Source organism: Flavobacteriales bacterium (assembly GCA_016704485.1).
Lineage (GTDB): Bacteria > Bacteroidota > Bacteroidia > Flavobacteriales_F > PHOS-HE28 > PHOS-HE28.
In genome coordinates, this window is sequence record JADJAA010000002.1 from 650,766 (window position 1) to 670,957 (window position 20,192).

General features: G+C 49.2%; 10 protein-coding genes. 4 read left to right on the forward strand and 6 right to left on the reverse strand.

What is annotated here, in order from left to right; translation table 11 throughout:
• Positions 1–241: 241 nt before the first annotated feature.
• On the reverse strand, positions 242–613 hold the full coding sequence (locus IPF95_13860; GenBank protein MBK6475770.1) for a hypothetical protein: 372 nt from the start codon (positions 611–613) through the stop codon (positions 242–244).
• 77 nt (positions 614–690) lie between these two features.
• Complete coding sequence (locus tag IPF95_13865; GenBank protein ID MBK6475771.1) at positions 691–1,830, reverse strand: FAD-binding oxidoreductase; 1,140 nt, start codon at positions 1,828–1,830, stop codon at positions 691–693.
• A 148-nt stretch (positions 1,831–1,978) separates the two neighbouring features.
• On the opposite strand from IPF95_13865, the gene IPF95_13870 reads away from it, so the two are divergent.
• Positions 1,979–6,151 carry a hypothetical protein gene (locus tag IPF95_13870; GenBank protein ID MBK6475772.1) on the forward strand — a complete coding sequence of 1,391 codons (4,173 nt, stop codon included), beginning with the start codon at positions 1,979–1,981 and terminating at the stop codon, positions 6,149–6,151.
• 122 nt (positions 6,152–6,273) lie between these two features.
• Here IPF95_13870 and IPF95_13875 read toward each other — a convergent pair whose 3' ends face one another.
• Both IPF95_13875 and IPF95_13880 read right to left on the reverse strand, forming a co-directional pair.
• Positions 6,274–7,638 carry a T9SS type A sorting domain-containing protein gene (locus IPF95_13875; GenBank protein MBK6475773.1) on the reverse strand — a complete coding sequence of 455 codons (1,365 nt, stop codon included), beginning with the start codon at positions 7,636–7,638 and terminating at the stop codon, positions 6,274–6,276.
• Positions 7,639–7,751: 113 nt separating this feature from the next.
• Positions 7,752–12,071: a T9SS type A sorting domain-containing protein gene (locus IPF95_13880; protein ID MBK6475774.1), complete on the reverse strand. Its 4,320-nt coding sequence runs from the start codon at positions 12,069–12,071 to the stop codon at positions 7,752–7,754.
• A gap of 257 nt (positions 12,072–12,328) precedes the next feature.
• On the opposite strand from IPF95_13880, the gene IPF95_13885 reads away from it, so the two are divergent.
• Positions 12,329–12,784 carry a helix-turn-helix domain-containing protein gene (locus IPF95_13885; GenBank protein MBK6475775.1) on the forward strand — a complete coding sequence of 152 codons (456 nt, stop codon included), beginning with the start codon at positions 12,329–12,331 and terminating at the stop codon, positions 12,782–12,784.
• Between the two features lie 69 nt (positions 12,785–12,853).
• Here the strand turns inward: IPF95_13885 and IPF95_13890 are convergent, their stop codons facing one another.
• Positions 12,854–14,359, reverse strand: coding sequence for a DUF5106 domain-containing protein (locus tag IPF95_13890; GenBank protein ID MBK6475776.1), 1,506 nt, complete (start codon positions 14,357–14,359; stop codon positions 12,854–12,856).
• A 255-nt stretch (positions 14,360–14,614) separates the two neighbouring features.
• Positions 14,615–16,225: a peptide chain release factor 3 gene (locus IPF95_13895; protein ID MBK6475777.1), complete on the reverse strand. Its 1,611-nt coding sequence runs from the start codon at positions 16,223–16,225 to the stop codon at positions 14,615–14,617.
• A 150-nt stretch (positions 16,226–16,375) separates the two neighbouring features.
• Between IPF95_13895 and IPF95_13900 the strand changes: the two genes are divergently transcribed.
• Both IPF95_13900 and IPF95_13905 read left to right on the forward strand, forming a co-directional pair.
• Positions 16,376–17,995 (forward strand): PQQ-dependent sugar dehydrogenase, encoded by a 1,620-nt coding sequence (locus IPF95_13900; GenBank protein MBK6475778.1) that lies wholly within the window; start codon positions 16,376–16,378, stop codon positions 17,993–17,995.
• 136 nt (positions 17,996–18,131) lie between these two features.
• A complete protein-coding gene (locus IPF95_13905; GenBank protein MBK6475779.1) occupies positions 18,132–20,114 on the forward strand; it encodes a hypothetical protein in 1,983 nt (660 codons plus the stop codon).
• The last annotated feature ends 78 nt before the right edge of the window (positions 20,115–20,192 follow it).

Below are 20,192 nucleotides of genomic sequence, written 5' to 3' on the forward strand. Positions count from 1 at the left end.
TGGCTGTAACATCGATCAAGGTGGTGATCAATTCAAGGTCATTTCGCAATCATTACTTATCAGAGGCCAGTTCGAGAAAGATCTCGACCCACATCCTTCCGTAAGAGTTAGGATGCTTTATGGTGAGGAAACAAGAATGAACAGAAGACACAAAACATTCCGAAAGAAACGGAACGAGCTAAAAAAAGCTGCCCGAATTCAGGCAGCCCCTTTCATATATCTATTAGCAATAGCTCCAAAGTCACTTCTTCATGCCATCATTAGGCTGCACTTTCTCACCGTGTTGGTCTTGGCACCAAGTGGTATACTTCGCTTGCTGTTCTGTGGTCAGAACGGCCTTGAAAGCCGCTTCCTGTACCTCCAACGATGCCATGGCCTCTTGTAGATCTTTTGAAGCAATACGGCCCTGTTTGGTTGCTTCTTGGATTGCCTTTACTTCCGTAATTTGCGCTGCGTCCAAGCCAATGGACTTCAAGGTTTCTTCGTTGGCCATGATACACGCATGCCGATCAACTTGGAACGTGGGTTTTTCCATATTTCCATTGGCATCTTGCGCTTGTGCGGAGAATGTGGTGCAGATCGCAATACAGATCGTTAGGATCGTTTTTTTCATGGTTCTTGATTTTGTTAGAATGATCAATGTGCAGATCGCGGGCCGCTCTTGAAGGCATAAATATAGCATTGGTCGATCTAAAGTGATCCTACTGCTCGCCTAGCTACTTCGATCCCAATGGCTACGCCCATTCCCCCTAAACGCACAGCAACAGTTGTTCGCTTTCCGATACGTTCGATCAATGGAGCTTTGCTGGATGTACCCATGGCCATGATACCGCTCCAACGCTGGGCAATACGGAAGTCCTTACCTGGTAATACAATATCACGAAGGAAATTCTCCAAGGCATTTTGGATCTGGTCCGTGGTTCCTTCCTCAGTTGTGGTCTCTCCGACCATGTTCAAATTCCGGCCTCCACCTAAGAGTACCGCCCCACCCAGATCGCGGAAGTAATAGAAGCCTTCATCAAAATGAAATGTTCCCTTTAATTGAAGCGATTCAATAGGCTCAGTAATAATAACTTGTGCTCGTGCTGGTATGACGTCAAGTTCAGGAGCTAATAGGGGAGTGAAGCCATTTGTGGCAAGTAGAACATGACCGGCTTTTATAACTGTATCATCTGCCAATTGTATGCGAACATGGTCGGCTTTTTCATCCATTGCCTTTACTAGTGCACTTGTGCGAACAAGCACACCTTCAGACTGGGCCTTCTGGAGCAAGGTGCGCATCATGGCACCCGTATCAACGGCTCCTTCAAGATCGGTCGTGGCCATTTTCAAGGCAGGAGCTAATCCGAAGGATCCAGGACCATCAGCATTCCAACGATACACTGGCTTTTTGAACAATGGCAACAAGGAGTCATTCAACGCATCGAACTTTTCCCGAACACGCGTGTACAGTGGGTCATGCGCGCGATACACTTCATGCCCACCGGTTGGTTGGAAACCGATCTTCGCATCGCCCAGCTCGGCGCGGAGGTTCAGGAGTCCTTGCCAACGCATTTCTACCCGAGCGAGGGCAATGCCAAGTCCTTCCTTCTGTATATCCGCAAGCAATTCACTTGGGCTACCAAAGCAGGCAAAACCAGCGTTCTTTACACTTGCGCCAGAAGGATATACGCCGCGTTCCAATACCAGAACATGATGCGCTGGATTTGCACGTTTATGGAACAGGGCCGCGAACAAGCCTACAATGCCTGCACCAACAACAGCAAAATGTGGTTCGGCATGAAAATGGCGGCTTTCCCAAGGGCTAAGCATTGGCGCTATGATAGGCATTCGGTACCAAAGGTGAAACTGGACAGGTAACTTCGACACTTGTTCTCGCTAAAGTGTTACAAGCAATCGCTAATAACTTGTACAGCCCACAACCCAAAGAAGTCGTAAATTGCCGCGTTATATGCTTCTGCAAGAATATCTATATCCCGTGAAAAGTGCTTGGATCAAAAAGGTCATGGCCCGTGCGTGCATGGTCATGGTGTTATTCGGTATCGTCAGCATTGCGAATGCTCAGGTGGACAATGTAATGGTCTATGGGACGGTAAAGGATATGAGCACTGGAAAGAAACTCGATGGTGTTACTGTAACTGTCTTTAAGAATGGCGCGAAGCTCATTGACGTTATCACCAATGCCAGCGGGAAGTATGAGGTGAATTTGGATTATGGTGCAGATTTCAAGGTAATGTGCGCCAGAGATGGATTCGTAGGAAAGAACATTACGATCGATACGAAAGGTGTTCCGGAAGAGGAGCGACAAGGCGGTCATGGCATGAACATCGATTTTACGATGATGTCCAAGATCGAAGGTGTGGATTACAGCGTGCTCCTTGAGCCTTTTGGTAAGGCAAGCTATACAGGAGCTAGCGGTAATTTCGAATGGGACATGGAATACACCAACAGCATGCGCGATAAGCAAGCGAAACTGTTGAAGGAGTACGATGACCGTAAGAAACGGGAGGCCAATGCCGATGCCGATTTCGCCAAGTTGATGACGCAGGGCAGCGATGCAATGACAGCATCCGATTTCAAGAAAGCGGTTGGTAGTTTCACGGAGGCATTGGGTTTGAAACCTGGTGATGCGATCGCTACTGCAAAGCTCAGCGATGCACGAATGCAGATGGAAAGTCAGGATGCTGAGAATAAGCGTAAGGAACAATATGATTTGCTGGTCAAAGCAGGTGACGCATTGATCGGGAAAAAGGATTATGAAGGGGCAAAGGGAAAATTCAACGAAGCCCTTGCGGTAAAGGAGACCGAAGCCTATCCAAAGCAGAAATTGAAGGAGATAGAGGCTATTCTGGCGGACTTGGCAAAACAAGCAGAAGAAGAGAAAAAGAACAAAGAGCTACAAGCAAAATACGACGCAGCTATTGCCGCGGCTGATGCTGCGTTCACTGCAGAGAATTGGGATCAGGCTACAACCAAATACACGGAGGCGAGTGGCCTGAAAAAAGAAGAACAATACCCGAAGGACCGGCTCGCTGCCATTGTAGTAAAAAAGGCAGAGAGCGAGAAGAAGAAAGAAGAGGAGCGGTTGGCCAAGGAAATGGAAGAAAAATACCAAGCAGCCGTCGCGGCTGGCGATGCGGCATTCAAGGCGGCCAACTGGGATGAGGCCACGACCAAATACAACGCTGCCATCGCACTAAAGGAAAAGGAGCAATACCCGAAAGATCAACTTGCTGCTATTGCAGTTAAAAAGGCGGACGAAGCGAAAAAGGCGGATGAGGAAAAGTTGGCCAAAGAACTTCAGGAGAAATATCAAGCAGCAATTGCGGCTGGTGATGCTGCATTTGCTGGTGCGAAATATGATGTTGCCAGAAGCAAGTACGAAGAAGCCATCGCATTGAAGGCTCAAGAAAAATATCCGAAAGATCAGTTGGTCGCTATCCAGAAGAAATTGGATGAGATCGCAGCTAAAGCGGAAGAAGAGCGTTTGGCGAAGGACCTTGATGCGCGATACGAAGCCAAATTATCAGAGGCCGCACAAGCATTCACCGCAGAACAATATGACGATGCCATTGCGCGGTATACGGAAGCTTCTGAATTGAAGCCGAAGGAAGTTTACCCGAAGGATCAGATCGCTGCCATCCGCAAAAAGAAGGATGACCTGGCCAAGGCCGAGGAGGCTGCACGAAAGGCGAAAGAACAGCAGGAACTATATGATAAGGCCATCGTTGACGCTGATAAAGCGTTCGGCAAGGAGAGTTGGGACGAGGCAAAGACAAAGTACATTGAAGCATCGGGCATTAAAGCCAGTGAGCAATACCCCAAAGACCAAATAGCGGCAATAGTTGCCAAGATCAAGGAGGCTGAGGCGCGCAAATTGGAGGAAGAAAAGCAGGCGAAATACGATGCGGCCATTGCTGAAGCGGATAAACTCCTCGATAAGGAAGAGCTCACAACAGCAAAGACGAAATACATGATTGCGACCGGTATCCGTCCAGCAGAAGCGTATCCTAAGCAACGGCTTGCGGAGATCGAAACAAAGCTCGCTGAGCAAGCGAGACTGGCGGAAGAAGAGCGGAAGCGCCAGGAAATGGAGAAGCGATATGCTGATCTTATCTCAAAAGCAGATGCTTCGTTCCAGGGCGAAAAATGGAGCAGTGCATTGAACGATTACAAGGACGCGTTGGCCTTGAAACCTGCGGAATCGCACCCTAAGAACCGTATTTCGGAAATAGAAGGAAAGCTGGATGCAGCTGCTAAAGCCAAGGCTGAGGAAGAGCGTTTGGCACGCGAAAAACAGGATAGGGATAAGCAGTATAGCGACCTTATTGCTACAGCTGATAAGGCATTCCAAGCACGGAAATATGAAGAAGCACGCACGGGATACAGTGATGCCGCAGGAGTAAAGAGCGAGGAAAAATATCCAAAGGACCAATTGGCGGAGATCGAGCGTTTACTAGCAGAAATGGCACAGAAAGCGGACGAAGCTAAAAGCGCCGCAGAACGGGATGCTGCTGAAAAGGCACGTCAAGCGGAGGCTGACAGTCTTGCTGCAATTGCAGCCGCCAAGGAAAAAGAACGGTTGGCTGAGGAAGAGCGTCAACGCAATGCTTCCGCAGCTGAGACCGAAGCGCGTTATCAGGAGTTCATCGCGACTGCGGATCGTGCATTCCAAGGAAAGGACATGGGATTGGCGCGCACCAATTACACCAGTGCATTGGGTGTAAGACCTGGAGCGCAATATCCCACGGACCAATTGGCGGCCATAGAAGCGGTGTTGGCTGCCCAAGCCAATGCAGCATCGGATGCTGAGCGGTTGGCGGCGGAAAAGAAACGGTTGGAGGAGGAGGCACGCTTACGCGCTGGCCAGGACGAAGCCGCCCGTTTAGCTGCGGAAGAATCCCGCAAACGAGAAGAGGAGGAACGCTTGAAAGCGGAGCGTGATGCGGAAGCGGCGCGCATGTCCCAAGCGGACAGGGACCGTGCGGAACGCGATGCGGCCAAAGCGAAAGAAGAGAATTATCGGAACGCGATCCTTGCCGCTGATGAAGCACTCGCCGCGAAGGAGTACAGCGTTGCACGTGGTGGCTATGCGCAGGCAAGTGACATTAAGCCGGATGAAACCTACCCATTGGCCAAGATCGATCAGATCGATAAGATGTTGGCCGAGTTGGAGCGGTTGCGCTTAGAGGCCGAGGCCGCAGCCCAGACGAAAAAGGAAGCTCCAGTAAAAGTGGGGAACACCGTGGATGTTCGAAAAGAAGAAGAGGCCGAGGCATTCATGCGGGAAGCGCGCGAACAGGAGGAGCGCGAGAAGTACGAACGGATAAAGAAATTGCAGGCCGACCTGGAGGAAGAGACTGCGAATAACACGGATAAAGCTGCGGATCGCCGCATGGTAGGTGTGCAGGAGAAAGAACAATTCCAAGAGGCTTCAGCGGGTTTATATACGGGGGACGAAGCGCGTCGGGAACAAGCAGCTCAGGAGCTCGAAGCCTACAAGACCGATCTGGAACTTTCGGAACAACGTCGTCGTGAGCGAGCAAAGGGATCAAGCGAGCAGAGCTATGACCAGACGTTAGCTACACAGGAAGAACATTTGCAACGTGCACAGACCTGGGATCAGCGCCAAACAGATGCAGCGCGCTCCATGGCCGACCGAAAAGAAGAACTGGCTAAGGCCGAAGAAGAACGCGTGCAGGCAAGTAATGAACGCAAGCAATTGGCCAATGACCGTGTACAAGCTCAGATGGAGTATCACGCAGCGTTGCATGAGCGGGGTTCGGGTAATGTAGAGGAAGGTCGCCAGCGGGTGGAAGAAGCAAAACGCGCACAACAAGCACGTGAGGCCAACTATGCGCAAACAAGCGAGCAGAAGCGTAACCTCAACAAAGAGCAATTGGATAATTTACCGAGGAACCAGCCACGATCCGAAGAAGATTACAACCGCTCCAAGCTAGCGCAGGAATACCCACCCGGCGTAACCGAGGAAAGCTACACGGAAGGCAACAAGGTCATAATCCGCCGCGTGGTGGTGGTAGGCAACAAAGCCGATGAATTCAGTAAGGTCATTGCGAAATGGGGCACCTTCTACTTCAAGAACGGCCAAAGCATTTCGGAGGTGACCTGGAGCAAGGAAACTGCGAATTGAAGGTTGGCTTGGGTGGTTTACTCCACAAAAGCGCTACCAGCCAACCACGTGGTGCCATCTGTGAGGTGCAGGTAGTACAAACCGGAGAGAAAGTTTGAAAGTGGTAAAGAGAAAAAGTGCCTTCACTCCACAACCACGCGCTCCGAACCAACTCGCTGATCATATTCCCAAACCTCTACCACATAAACCCCCGCGCTAAGCCCAGCAACGCCAAGTGTTGTGTAATGCCCCGTAACCCGTTGCTGTAGAACCTTACGCCCAAGAGCATCGCGCATTAGTACGGTAGCGTTGGTTGGTACTTTTTCTAATTGCAACGTAACGGCTGTTGTTGCTGGGTTTGGGTAAAGGTTTAGGTTTAGTTGTTGGTGCTCTGGTATGCCAACATCCGGGCCATACAATTTGGTTATGTATCGTTGGTTCGGGTAGTTGGTAGTGCCATCGTTGTAGCCTTGGAAAACTCCGTGAATCAGGTATGAGCCATCGGACAAAGGACCCGTTAATCCACTAACAATAAGGTATTCATACTGGGATCCGAAGATTGTGCCAAAATCACAACCCGGTTCTGTGAAAAGATCATTGAGAATGTTTCCAGCCGTATCAATCAAAGCAATACCGTTCCGCGGCATGCCATTCAGATGGGTAAATCCCCCAGTTACGATATAAGCATCAGCACCCCATTGCCGGATATTAGACATTGAACCTGAATGGTTTGGCGTGTTGTTCTCATGATGTGCTTCGATAAATTGAAATGTTGGATCGATCATGCCGTTTGGCAGCAAACGAACAATGCATGTGCTATCAGTAAATCCATCAAATAAAAACAAACCCACACCAATGGTTTTGTCGTCTGCGACCGATAAGTATTTGTAGGCATTCCCGTAATCAATAACTGGCCCAGTAAAGGCATTGTCGAGTTCTCCATTGGGTTGGATACGAAAAATGCCACCAACAGATTGTCCCTCAAATTGGGATAAACCGTAACCGCCACTGCATATAAATTTTCCATCTGGTAAAATTTGTAGGCAACTTAATGGTGCATTCGCATTTCTATGAGTTTTAGTGGTGTCCAACTTACCGTCGTGATCGAACCAAGCCAATTCGTATATTCCTGTAAAGCCATGGACTGGATCATTCAATAGAAAATCCCCGCACCCTAATACGTTGCCTGCAGTGAACACATGATAGTCAGACAAAGCAGTATTTGTGATGAAAGGATCTTGTGCGAACTGATAGGATACTTCCCTTTCACCGTCATTCAACAATCTCATTAGTCGCAATCCGGTACTCAAGTACCACTGATTATTCCATGCTTTAAACCTCAGTCCAGTTCCAAGAGTAACAGTATAACCTGGGTCTACAGATCCACTCTGGTACAGGCGACCCACACCAATACCCAAGGTCTGTGTGGAATTGTAACGCATATCACCGGCAACGAGCAGTCTACCATCGGAAAGCTCCACTATATCGCTTACCCTGGAGTGTTGCATGCTCGTACCAAAACTCGGATCGACAAGAAAAGGCTGTTGGGCTAAGCCCGTGTTGGTAGCCATAACGGCCACCAACACGGAACAAAACCACATCTTGCAACTTTTCGACATGCCTATTGAAGAACTAGTTTCTCAGAACTGATCAGCGTTCCATCATTGCTCAATTCAACCGTGTACAAGCCCTTTGCCAAATCTCTTGGGTCATACGCAACCTGCGCTTGGATCAAAGAGATAGGAATAGTAGCGATCATTCGGCCTGTTGCATCTTTAACGGTCAAAAATGCTTTTGTAGGAGCACTTTCTAACTTATACCCAAAGGTAACATAAGTTTCAGCCGGATTGGGAAATACATGAAGACTTGGTTTGGTCTCGATAGTAGACGTTGGAGCCTCTGGTCGGTTGGATTTGGGGTTCGAATCATCCCAACCCGTTACGGGTGGCACACAATGATCGTAGTAAAAACAAAGGATGTTCCTGGCCCAAGCACCGGGTCTGTCTTGTCCCAATGCAATGGCGGATTCGAGTTGCTGTATCTCCACCGTGTTCAGTTCTGATTCATTTCGACCAGAACTTGTTACTTGCTCAAGGAAGGTGATCAGGTCTATCATACGGACCCTTTCTGCTTCTGCTAAGTTTTTCACCTTATGTTCTATGGGCAATAAGTTGACCACATCCTTTGCAGCAGTGAAATTGCCTTGTTCCACTAGCGCGTTGGCTTCAGCATAGCGCGCGGATGGCCGTCGCAATTCATGCCATACCATACGAATGCTATCCACAGGGTCACCGATAGAATCGGCGTATAGTTTTTGTACCAGGATGGATGTACCATGCGACATATTGCTGCTATGTATGCCAATGGCTTCTTCCATATAAAAGCGTACCGTCTTACTGTGCCAGCTAGCTTCGATCACCCCCAACATGTACTCTGGCATTGGTGTTGGTGCCTCATACTCCATCCATTTTACAAAACCCTCCTTCGATGTGGCCTCTGGATTAGCTAAGCAGATCTCAAGCACGATCGCATTGGGTAGGATATTCTTACTTACCGTCTCGAATAGCGCTTCTGTGCTTAAGTAAGGCGACTTGGACATCAACTTGCTTCGCAGATCCCTTACCTCAGCAGGCCAGGTATCCATGATCTCAACCACAAGTTCATCCGTGCTACCGCCATCGATCATATTGTCATACACATAACGCAGATCGGCGTACACCGTTCGTTCGCTTGCGATCATGGCACTGAGGTCTTGCACAGCCATGTGCTGGATGTTGCCACCACCAATGGCTTTGGTACGCTGAGTGCATACATTGGTGGGAGCAGTTGCAACAATGGTCTTGGCAAAGTAGGTAGCATCGATATCCAAGGGGTCAAAGACGCTTCCGGCAGAATGACCGATGTAATTCACTACGTTCAAATTTCCATTGGCGTGTAGATCACTTTCAACTGGTAAGTTCATATCATCACGGTCGAACGTATTGCCAGCAGGGAAATCAAGTTCGCCTTGGACCGTTCTAATGGTCTGTCGCGAATCGATAAAAGCGTTACCCGTCACATTCAAACGGTTCCAAATGTTGTACCCGTTATAGCTGTTCGCATTGCATCGGAACTGGAGGCCATGCAATGGTTTAGCCAATTCATCGGCACACCACCCTTCGCCAACATAGGCAGCATTCATGCCTTGCACGAAGTTTCTGAAAACGAGGTCGTCGTGATTCCCGCTATTGTTCACAACTATTCCTTCGCACTTGATCGGTCCCTGCCGTAAAAGCCTGTTATCATCAATCGCAAACCCGTATCCGTAGGTGCTAAAGATTCCGCGATGATAGGGTGCCCAATCAACAGTTTCTAATGGATTCGTCATTGGCACATTTCTACCTCCAACGCCGAAAATGTTATTCGTAATGCTGAATCCGACTACGCCATCTGCATAAACGCCACATATATTCCTGAGAAAGGTGGTATTCTGCACAGCGAACTTGCGTGTTGTCAAGGAACTCATGGCATGTATGGCATGGTCGAAACCTTCGAAGGTGCTAGGTACTATATTGTTTTGTGGGCAAGGGTAAGTATTGCTATTGCAAATGCCCTGCACTTTGAATTCGGCATCCATACTGTAAATGCCATAGCCAAGATCGAGACTACCCATGTTCGTGAAGAACGTATCGGACCATTCGTTCCTGAAATGGCATAACGAGAAGTTAATCCCACTTACCTTGTTCATGTACACATGGTGTTTGAAGTTGTACGGTTGCGGGTAATTCGCATCAACCTTGAAAGTAACCCCTGCGAAATTGGAGCGGTTACCAAGCAAAATACTGGAATTACCCGCTGCGAAATTCTGGTACCGCATCATACGTACCCCTTCTATACAATTGACGAAGGAACTGCTGTTCGCATTTAGGATACCACCTGAAAAGCCTTGGACATTGGAAGATGTTTGCGTAGCACCAAGAAGTACTCCAACTTCGGCATTTTCGATAATGCTATTGTAGACCATGATCATGCGCCCTTGGTTGGTAGGGTAAGCGGCCCACGTTTGCGGTTGGCTGATGGTGCCACGCACTTCTACGCCGCGCCAACGTGTGTTTGGGCACTGTAAGGATGTGAAACGGGTGTTCCGCATATCCAAGTACCCACCGCGTTCAACAATTACGCGCACGCCAGGTGCGAACCGTACGGTCATGTTATTGAGGGTGAGCTTAGCGCCCGGTTTTACCACCAGATCACAATTGAACGTTAACGTAGATGCGTTGCCATACGGATTATTCGTATCGCTCCATGACGCTGTTCCGGTATGTTCCAATCCTTCTACAACGCCGCTGCCGGTCTGGCCTAAGAAGGTGCAACAGGCGGCTTTGTTGGCTGTTGTCAAGTAAGAGTCGTTGCTCACACCAATATTGAGGTAATACGGATTGTAATTCACACCATAATTGACAGTGGGATCGAACGTAGAGACCGTGGCTGTAAATATGTTGCTTTGCCATTGTGCCGTTATCGGACTCGCTACGTTAGTCAACGCGGCTATGCCGCTAGGCAATGGAAAATACACCGCATCAGAGGAACCATTTGGGGTTTTGTTCCTGTAGGTACGTGAGCGCATAAGGTCTAGGTTCACCGGGGTAGGTATCAGGTTGGTGAGATCAGTAGCTTGCCCAGAGAGTAGGTCCAAGTGCCCGAGATACGGGATCCATTGTTGATTACCGTTTTCGAATTCGCCAGTTACATACAAGCCTTGCCCATCTGGTCTAAAAGAACAACCACGCAATCCTCCCGGTATATTGGCTGTTGGTCCGTATGGAGAAAAAGGTTGAGTTACATTACTCACAGTATGCGTCTGCACTGAGTTATTCAAAAGTACCCCGGTATTCGAATTGAAACGCATAGTAACGATGTTGCCCATGTTGGTATAGGTGGGATAGTCAAATAATGCCTCATCTACCATCGCGAATGCTACACCGTTGCTCGTCATAATTGCATCTGCATCGCGCATGAACGCCTTGAATGTTGACGGGTCGGTATCTGTGAAATCATCAACTGTTTGCACATACCATTTGCTAGGAACAGGCTGCACGGAGTAAATTCCGTGGTCGGTAACACGGTACACATAGATCCGTGACTTCAGGATCAAGAAAAGGAGATGCTCACCATTATTTCCAGATTCTACAACACGGATCTGAGGACTTATGGATTTTCCGGTTGCATCGGCAAACAGCCTACCCATATGTGATGATGTGAGGGTTGAGTTGAATGATGTCACAGCAACGCCTCCAATTCCCGTGGTATACCATTCGAAGAACATCGAATTCGCATAGTCTTCATTGAAGTTAAGAAATTGAGGATATAATGTTGCGAGTTCGGAGTGTGGGTTGTTGCCAAGATCCAGGTCTAAGATCCGACCCATTTTTGAACATCCGGAAGCATTTGCGGGAAACCGGGTGTTAATTGCGTTCATATCCAGAACGCTCCATTGCAAATGGGTGCCATTATAATTGTCGCTTTTCGGTTCAGCTGCGATCAAATAGAACAAACCGCAATTACCGGGTACAGGAATGCTTACGAACTCCATAACACCCCTTGCAACGCATTGTAGGCAACCTGGGGCGCGTGCATCAGCGATCAACCAGCCATTCCCGTCGTACACATTACCGTCGATCGCGAAGAACAGAATACGTCCGTCTCCTGTGGCCCTAATGTGTTGTGATCGTTGCGGTATTTCTCCATGATAAGCCTGAGGAGTCCCAACAGGATGAGTAGGTAATGTTATTGGAAGACTTGTTAGAGAACCAACCGCTGGGCTTAACAAGAGTCCTTCGTTTCCCGCAATAAGTGCATCGGGTTGCGCCAAGAGCTTACCCGGTTCGTATCCGCTCCACCCCCACGTGGAAAAATAAGCCGCTAACAAACCAGCTCTGAGAAATGTGCTTCGTGTTTTCATTGGACCTAAGGATTTTGTTCTTTGGCAGTATTGCCGGGCCAATGTTCAGGTGAATGATCGAATAAAGTAATGCGTTGGAGGCATGATCATATGCTTTTTTAATGCCTCTTTATCATACGAATTATGCGGTGGAGTAATGATCAATCTTTTCAACCGTTCCTAAGTTCAATGATACCAATGGCTGTTCAGCGATAAGCGATCTACGCATATAACGCATATATTGGCACACCAAGTTCACCACCGTTGACTCTCTCCGAATGAATGCAAAAGTGATCGGTAAAAATGTTCGTGCGTTGCGCAAGCGGAAAGGGTTATCCCAGACCCAATTGGGTGAGGCGCTCTTTTTATGTCAAACCCGTATTTCTCGTCTTGAAAAGGGGGAACGCGTGCCACCCGCCGATGTGCTTGAACGGTTAGGAAAGTTTTTCGAGGTTACGATCGAAGATCTCGGCACGAAGCATTACTGGGAATTTGCAGGGCTACCGCTACCACCGGTCGGACCTTCACCTGCACCTGTGCAACAAGAGCACGCCGAATATAGAGCGCCGCGTTCAGATTCGTTACCACTCAGCATTTATCTGGATATACGCAAGGAAAGCAGATCACGGATCCGCTATTTGGAAAACCTCTGCAAAGAGCTTACAAAGACCATCAGGGGCTTTGGAGATGGCCTCCAACGGGGGGGGGTAAGTAGTTGTATGTCAGCTTATTAACACGTTATCCTTTAGGCCAATACCCAATACCCTTTACCCTATACCCTGTACCAGCTACCCAAACCAACCTCACTCCTTCGCAACCCCTTTCCGTTCCCTGATCTTCTTCACCAGGTCCTCGAGCTGATCCACGGAAAGTTGCTTGCCTACGATCTTGCGGTCGCCATCCACAAGGAACACTTTCGGTGTGCTATACACATCATACGTATCGGCGTAGTTCAGACTCTCCAACGTGGTGTGCTCCGGTATGTACATGCGCGGGTTCTTCTTCGCATTCTCGAAGACGGTCTTCGTGAGGCCAACGTTCACCCAATCCAATCCATTCTCCCGGATGAATTTTTTCCAATCCTTCATCAGGGTTTCATCCACGGATTTGGACACAGCATACACTTCAATGCCCATGTCCCTAAGTTTCTCTTTATAAACCTTGTAGATCTCCGGCAATTCTGTTTTACAATGCCCGCAATGTGGATCCCAAAAGAGGATCACCACAAACTCAGCAGGCAGATCATAGAAGTTGATCCACTTCTCTTCCGTGCTATCGGTGAGTGAGAGGTAGGGAGCTTTCTTGCCGATCAACAGTGGTGCCAATTTCTGCGTTTTATCACAAAGCTTGGTCAAGTTCTCGTCGGTCATCCATGGTGTGCGGCTGGCCTTACCGCTACCGGGGCAGTAATAGGTCTGCGCCATGTGTACCAATACGGCGTCCATGCCCATGATGTCGCTGGTCTCGTAGCGAAGGGTAACGTTGTGAACGATGTACTTGAACGTTTCGGGATCGTCCATGGTCCTGGCAACCAGTTCATCGACCAGTTTGTTGATGGTATCCGGCACTTGTGGTAACACTTTACCCATGTATTCATCGAACTTATTGGCAAAGACAGGAATGCGCACAATGCGCTCATCGGAGAGGTTGAAATTGTCCCAAAAATGCGCACGGTATTGATAATACGAAGCGGCGCTGTCCAACGTACCATCGGCCTTGCGGGGTTCAGGAAGCTCCACGGGCATACTCATGCGCACTAAAGATGCCACCAAGGTGTTCGGGTTCTTCGCCACCAGATCCCGCTGGTAATCTTTCACGGCCTTGTCCAGCGCCTCCATTTCGGCCTTCAGCGCAGATCGGCCAATGGGGTCTTGTTGTCCGTCCATCTTAGCGCGCAACGCATCGCTATCCAGCTTGCGGTCGTTCAGGAATCGGATGTAATCCACAAAGAGCTGGTTCTCCGTGCTTTGGTCAACGACCAAGTATTTCAGCATATCCTCTTTCTTCGTGGTCACTTTGATCGTGGGTTCGTTTACGACCATTTCGAAAAACTTCGGACCCGGCGCCACCACAGCATACATACCGGTCTTGTAACCCTTCGGGCTTTTGAAGACCACCTTGCCTTTGCCATCGGCAATTGCGGTATCCGCGTAATACAATTTGTTCCCGTAGTAATTCGCCAAATAGATGGTGTCCTTTGCGGCACCTTGTATGGTTACGTCGATGTTGCGTTTCGGTTCATCCTGCGCGGAAAGCAGGGTAGTGGAACACGCAAAAAGGGTCAAGAAAAGAAGTACACCGTATCGCATGGCGGCAAAAATAGACTGAACTGTTTAGTTGACCGAAAGGCAATTCTTAAGCCAAGACGGATATGAAGGAACAGAAGGCTACGTGTTCACATCATTTAACCTGCCGTGATCTCTCGCGGATTCGGTTCCGGCAAATGATCTGGAGCTCGCCTGCCGAACGACAGGGTGAGGCCGCCCATGCAGGGTAAAGCTGATGAACACTATGATGTGCAGAGCGAAGCAATGCACCGATCAAAGTTTAGAACCGTTAGGGTGCTACCTATTCTGCACAAGATCAATATCCGTCTTGAACTCACTCGTGGTGTGGAAGGTGATCTCCGGATTATTGCGGCGTTCCAGATCCAGCATGTATGCGCTAGGCGCCATGAATACTGGGTTATCATCCTTGTCCTGTACGATCTGTTGCGCTTTTACGCGGATGAACTGATCAAGTACATCCTCATCCGTGCTGGTCATCCAACACGCCTTGTATGCCGGTATTTGCTGGAATGCGCATTTGGCGCCATACTCGTGCTCCAACCTGTAGCTGATCACTTCGAACTGTAGCTCACCTACACAACCAACGATCTTCTTGTTACCGGGCTGTTGCGTGAAGAGCTGAGCAACACCTTCGTCGGTAAGTTGTCGAATGCCTTTATCAAGTTGCTTGGACTTCATGGGGTCCATGTTCACCAGCTCACGGAACATCTCCGGACTGAATGCCGGAATGCCACGGAATTGGAAGTCGGCACCATCGGTAAGGGTATCACCGATCTTGAAGTTGCCTGTATCGAATAAGCCGATCACATCACCCGGCCATGCTTCCTCTACGATCTGCTTGGTTGCTGCAAGGAATGAAGTAGGAGCGCCGAACCGGAGTTGTTTTTCGAGACGAACATGTTTGTACAGCGTGTTGCGCACGAACTTTCCGGAGCAGATCCTTAGAAATGCGATGCGATCCCGGTGGTTAGGGTCCAAATTCGCATGGATCTTGAAAATGAAACCGCTGAAATGTGGATCATCCGGTTCCACTAGGCCTTTATCCGTTGCACGTGGCTGAGGTCTTGGTGCAATATCCACGAACGCGTTCAACACCTCCTTCACCCCGAAGTTATTGAAAGCGCTGCCGAAGAATACCGGTGCAATGCGGCCATCCCGGTAGGCTTCGATGTTCAGCGGGTCATATACACCCTCGATCAGATCAATGTCCTCACGAAGTGCAGTAGCAGGTTCGGGACCGATCTTACTGTCCAAGAGAGGATCCTTCAGGTCCTTGATGCTCACGCTGTCCTGCTCCACCTTGGTCTTACCGGGATCGAACAGGCGCAGGCTTTTGCTGTACATATCATAGACACCTTTGAATGTCGCTCCGATGCCTATCGGCCAGCTCATGGGCCGCACCTTGATGGAAAGTTTTTCCTCCAACTCATCAAGCAGATCGAATGGATCACGACCTTCAAGGTCCAATTTATTGATGAATACGATCACCGGGGTGTTCCGCATCCGGCAAACTTCCATAAGCCGCTCGGTCTGTGCTTCTACACCCTTTACACAATCGATCACCAGAACAACGCTGTCAACGGCAGTGAGCGTGCGGTAGGTATCCTCTGCAAAATCCCTGTGGCCGGGCGTATCCAACAGGTTGATCAATTTGCCGCCATAGTTGAACGTCATGACCGACGTACTTACGCTGATTCCACGTTGGCGCTCAATGTCCATAAAGTCGCTCGTAGCTCCTCTACGGATCTTATTGCTCTTTACGGCACCCGCTGTTTGAATGGCGCCTCCATACAACAGGAATTTCTCTGTTAGCGTGGTCTTGCCCGCATCAGGGTGGCTAATGATCGCGAACGTTCGCCGGTGATCGATCTCTTCTTTAAGGCTCATAACTTGTTATGCTCCCGTTGACCGCTCCTTTGGATTTCCGGCAATGGGGCCGCAAATGTAGCCGGTTAGTAGCACAAGCGTCTCTGCCATGAAAAGCTTCCTTCTTACTTTCGCACCGCTCTGGAATACGGAGTACAACCTGCAACCTTCATGAAGAAACTTCTGTTACTCGTTTTCCTACCAGCCACATTTGCTTATTCGCAAACGCCGGTTTCGATCAACCTTCAGTCCTTCGCGACAGGTCTACCTAGCGTAGTGGACCTTGCGCACGCTGGTGATGAACGCCTGTTCGCTGTATTGCAGCCAGGCACGATACGGATCATTAATGCTGATGGAACCGTTGTTCCCACACCGTTCCTGGATATTACGTCTCGTGTTAATTCGGGTGGTGAGCAAGGATTATTGGGTCTTGCATTCGATCCGAACTATGTACAGAACGGGTTTTTCTATGTGAATTATATTTTTGGAAGCGGAAATGGGAATACGCGGATCTCACGTTTCCAGGTTTCCAGTGATCCAAACGTAGCACTTGATACGACCGAGCAAGTGATCTACACCTGGCCACAACCTTACAGTAATCATAATGGCGGTGATCTGGATTTTGGTCCGGATGGCTACCTATACGTTGGTTTTGGTGATGGCGGCAGTGCGGGAGATCCGGAAGGCCGTGCACAGGATGTAAGCAATCCCTTAGGTGATATGATCCGCATCGATGTAAGCGATCCGGATACGATCTATACCATACCACCGACGAACCCTTTTGCGAACGTAACGGCAAATAGTGATACACTTCCTGAGATCTGGGCTTCGGGATTACGCAATCCGTTCCGATGGGGCTTCGATGCGCTTAGCGGTGATCTTTGGATCGGTGATGTTGGACAGAACGCCTATGAAGAAGTGGATTTTTGGCCTGCTGGGAACAATTCCCACCCCAACTTCGGCTGGCGCTGTTATGAAGGTCTGCACCCATATAACACAACGGGCTGCCTTCCTATAGCCAATTATGTAGCTCCGGTCTCGGAGCATGCTCAAAGTACATTCGGTTGGTATTCAGTTATTGGAGGGCGGGTATATCGCGGTCAGGAATTTCCGCGTTTGGAAGGTCGTTACATCTATACGGATTATGTGGGTGGCGATTTCTTTTCATTGCTCCCGGATGGTATTGGTGGTTGGGTTCGTGAGGAGATCAGGAATAGCACAACGACAGGATATACCTGCATCGCCGAGAATAATGATGGTGAATTATTTGTAACTAACATCACAAGCGGGATCGTCTATCGCATTGTCGACGCATGTCCACAGGATGCACCAACGGTTGATCAGAACACGAACACGCTCACAAGCTCCCAAGCAACCGCTTACCAGTGGTATCTGAACGGTCAAGCGATCACCGGAGCAACTGATCAAACACTAGATGTTGTTGAATCCGGAACTTATTACGTAGTTGCCACGGTCGGCCCCAATTGTCAATTGGCTTCAGATACGGTAGAGGTCATTTTCAATGGCATTGGCGGAACTGTGCATACCAGCTTAGAGATTTATCCGAACCCGGCCAAGGAGCGCATTGTGGTGAATGGGCTACCAGCAATGGTAACTTTGATCAAATTGTTCGACGTTTCCGGCAGAGAACTTCTAAATTCTTCGGCCAGGTCGGTGAACGGCAGCACCACGGTGAACGTAAGTGATATTTCTACTGGACGCTACTCGCTGGTGTTCCTGTCAGCTGATGGAACCGTAATTGAGCAACGTTCGGTTACCGTGCAACATTGAACCAATACACGTCGATATGAAAACCCTGGACATCCATTGTTCAGGGTTTTCTTTTGCGCGAGCATTTCACCCGATATGATGAGGTCATTGCTCCAAAAAGGAATTTGGGTTAGTTTCGGAGACCATAATTGAAGCCATGAGATCATTTCTATTACCCGTTTTTTATGTGTTGGCGCTTTCCTTAAGTGCACAGACCGTACTGTTCAATGAAGATTTTGAAACAGCCCTTCCTGCATTTGCACCGAACACTCCGGATATGGGTTCGGTACAGACCGGGGACAATACTTGGCTGATCAATAGCTCATATGCAGGTGGAAGTGGCGAGATCGAGTGCCTTGGGATCCCGTTCACGTTCACAATACCGACCACTGCGGCACAACCGGCTGGTATATCCATGGCCAATGGCAAGTACCTTCATATTGCAAGCACTCCCGGTATTGCAGCCGGTATCACCAATTGTTCCTTCGTTGCTGCAGATGGGTTATGTACCAATGCTGCTAACCATTTTGCACGCATGACGCAGGATGTGAACACCACTAGCGCAAGCACCATAACATTAACGTTCTGGTGGCTCTGCGGCGGAAGTGCAAGCAACTATGGCGAAGTATATTACAGCACGAATAGTGGGAGCTCTTGGACACTGGTCACTACGCCGATCAGTCAATATTCCAACCAGGCCAACTGGGTACAACAGACCATTACCGACCCTTCATTCGCAGGACATGCAACTTTGCGTTTTGGATTTCGCTTTGTGAACAATACCACACTAAGTGCAACCGACCCAGCCTTCGGGATCGATGATGTTGAGATCACTTCCGGTTCGATAGTTTCCAACAGTATAACAACCGGAACTATCGCTCCTGTTTCGTACTGCCAAGGAACCGGGCTCAACGTGCCCTATACGGCAAATGGTATATACACAGCAGGCAATTCATTCACTGCCGAACTTTCTGACGCAACCGGGAGTTTTGCGACACCCGTGTCCATTGGGTCGGTAAGTTCAACGACGAGTGGGTCCATTGCTGCCACTATCCCAGCGAACACACCGTTAGGCACTGGTTATCTCATTCGCGTGGTGAGCAATACACCTGTTACCATAGGAACGCCTTATGCAGTGTCACTTTCGGTTAGCGCAGCTCCATTTGCTGGCGACGATGGGGCAATCGTTCTTTGCAAGAATACTGGTACATATGACCTGTTCCAGTTGCTTGCCGGAACACCAAGTGTGTGTGGAACTTGGTCTGGACCTACAGGCGCTTTGGCGGGCGGGATGTTCAATACAGCTACTGACAATGCTGGAGCTTATGTGTATACGACCAATTGTCCGGGTGCTTGCCCACAGGATGTGGCTACATTAACGGTAACTCTACAGAACCCAGCGAATGCTGGGAGCAACGTGACTACCGCATTATGCAGTAATGACCCACCAACGGACGTGCACGATCTGGTATTGAACGGTGACATCAATGGTTTCTTCTACTACCAAGGACAATCATCTCCGCAACCAGACCTTACCATTCCGGGCAGTTATCCGCTTACCTACATCGTATTCGGAGTAGGCCCTTGTGAAAATGATACATCCGAGTTCATTTTGGATGTGAATGAAGCACCGAATGCAGGTGTGAGCGCATCTGCAACCATTTGCACCAATGCCGCGACCGCTTTACTTGTCTCGTTTTTAGGTGGAACCCCTGACTCCGGTGGTATTTGGACCGATCCGTCCGGTCAGGTCATGTCAGGTCTTGTAATACCTGGAACTTCGGTTTCCGGTTTATACACTTATACCGTTACAGGCCTTGCGCCGTGTGAAGATGAGCAAGCGTTCGTGGCGGTGGTTTTCGATCCTTGCACTGGAATTGGGGATCAGGCTGTGAGTATGACGCCATTGCGCTGGTTAGGCCAAGTGGGGAATATGCATACGCTAGCGATCGAACCGGGTGGTTCGGACCACTACGAATTGATCGATGCAACCGGTCGCGTGCATATTCAACATAGTGGTGTTGTGCGGGATGATCGGATCTTGTTGGACCTAGCTGGTCAAGCAACGGGAGTTTATTTCCTGAGAACAAGCGGTAAAGCCGGGCATTCAGTGATCAAGATCCTGCATCGGGGGATCTGAACCTGGTTGGCTTGAGACGTGCTTACCCACACGATCGATCGTGCATAAGTGGACGTTCATGTCCGCAAAGCTGAGATC

What these genes read in the sequence shown, in the direction of transcription:
- IPF95_13905 (MBK6475779.1), top strand. Translation starts at nt 18,132, where the DNA reads ATGAGATCATTTCTATTACCCGTTTTTTATGTGTTGGCGCTTTCCTTA.
- IPF95_13875 (MBK6475773.1), bottom strand. Translation starts at nt 7,638, where the DNA reads ATGCAACACTCCAGGGTAAGCGATATAGTGGAGCTTTCCGATGGTAGA.
- IPF95_13860 (MBK6475770.1), bottom strand. Translation starts at nt 613, where the DNA reads ATGAAAAAAACGATCCTAACGATCTGTATTGCGATCTGCACCACATTC.
- IPF95_13865 (MBK6475771.1), bottom strand. Translation starts at nt 1,830, where the DNA reads ATGCCTATCATAGCGCCAATGCTTAGCCCTTGGGAAAGCCGCCATTTT.
- IPF95_13900 (MBK6475778.1), top strand. Translation starts at nt 16,376, where the DNA reads ATGAAGAAACTTCTGTTACTCGTTTTCCTACCAGCCACATTTGCTTAT.
- IPF95_13895 (MBK6475777.1), bottom strand. Translation starts at nt 16,225, where the DNA reads ATGAGCCTTAAAGAAGAGATCGATCACCGGCGAACGTTCGCGATCATT.
- IPF95_13885 (MBK6475775.1), top strand. Translation starts at nt 12,329, where the DNA reads ATGAATGCAAAAGTGATCGGTAAAAATGTTCGTGCGTTGCGCAAGCGG.
- IPF95_13890 (MBK6475776.1), bottom strand. Translation starts at nt 14,359, where the DNA reads ATGCGATACGGTGTACTTCTTTTCTTGACCCTTTTTGCGTGTTCCACT.
- IPF95_13880 (MBK6475774.1), bottom strand. Translation starts at nt 12,071, where the DNA reads ATGAAAACACGAAGCACATTTCTCAGAGCTGGTTTGTTAGCGGCTTAT.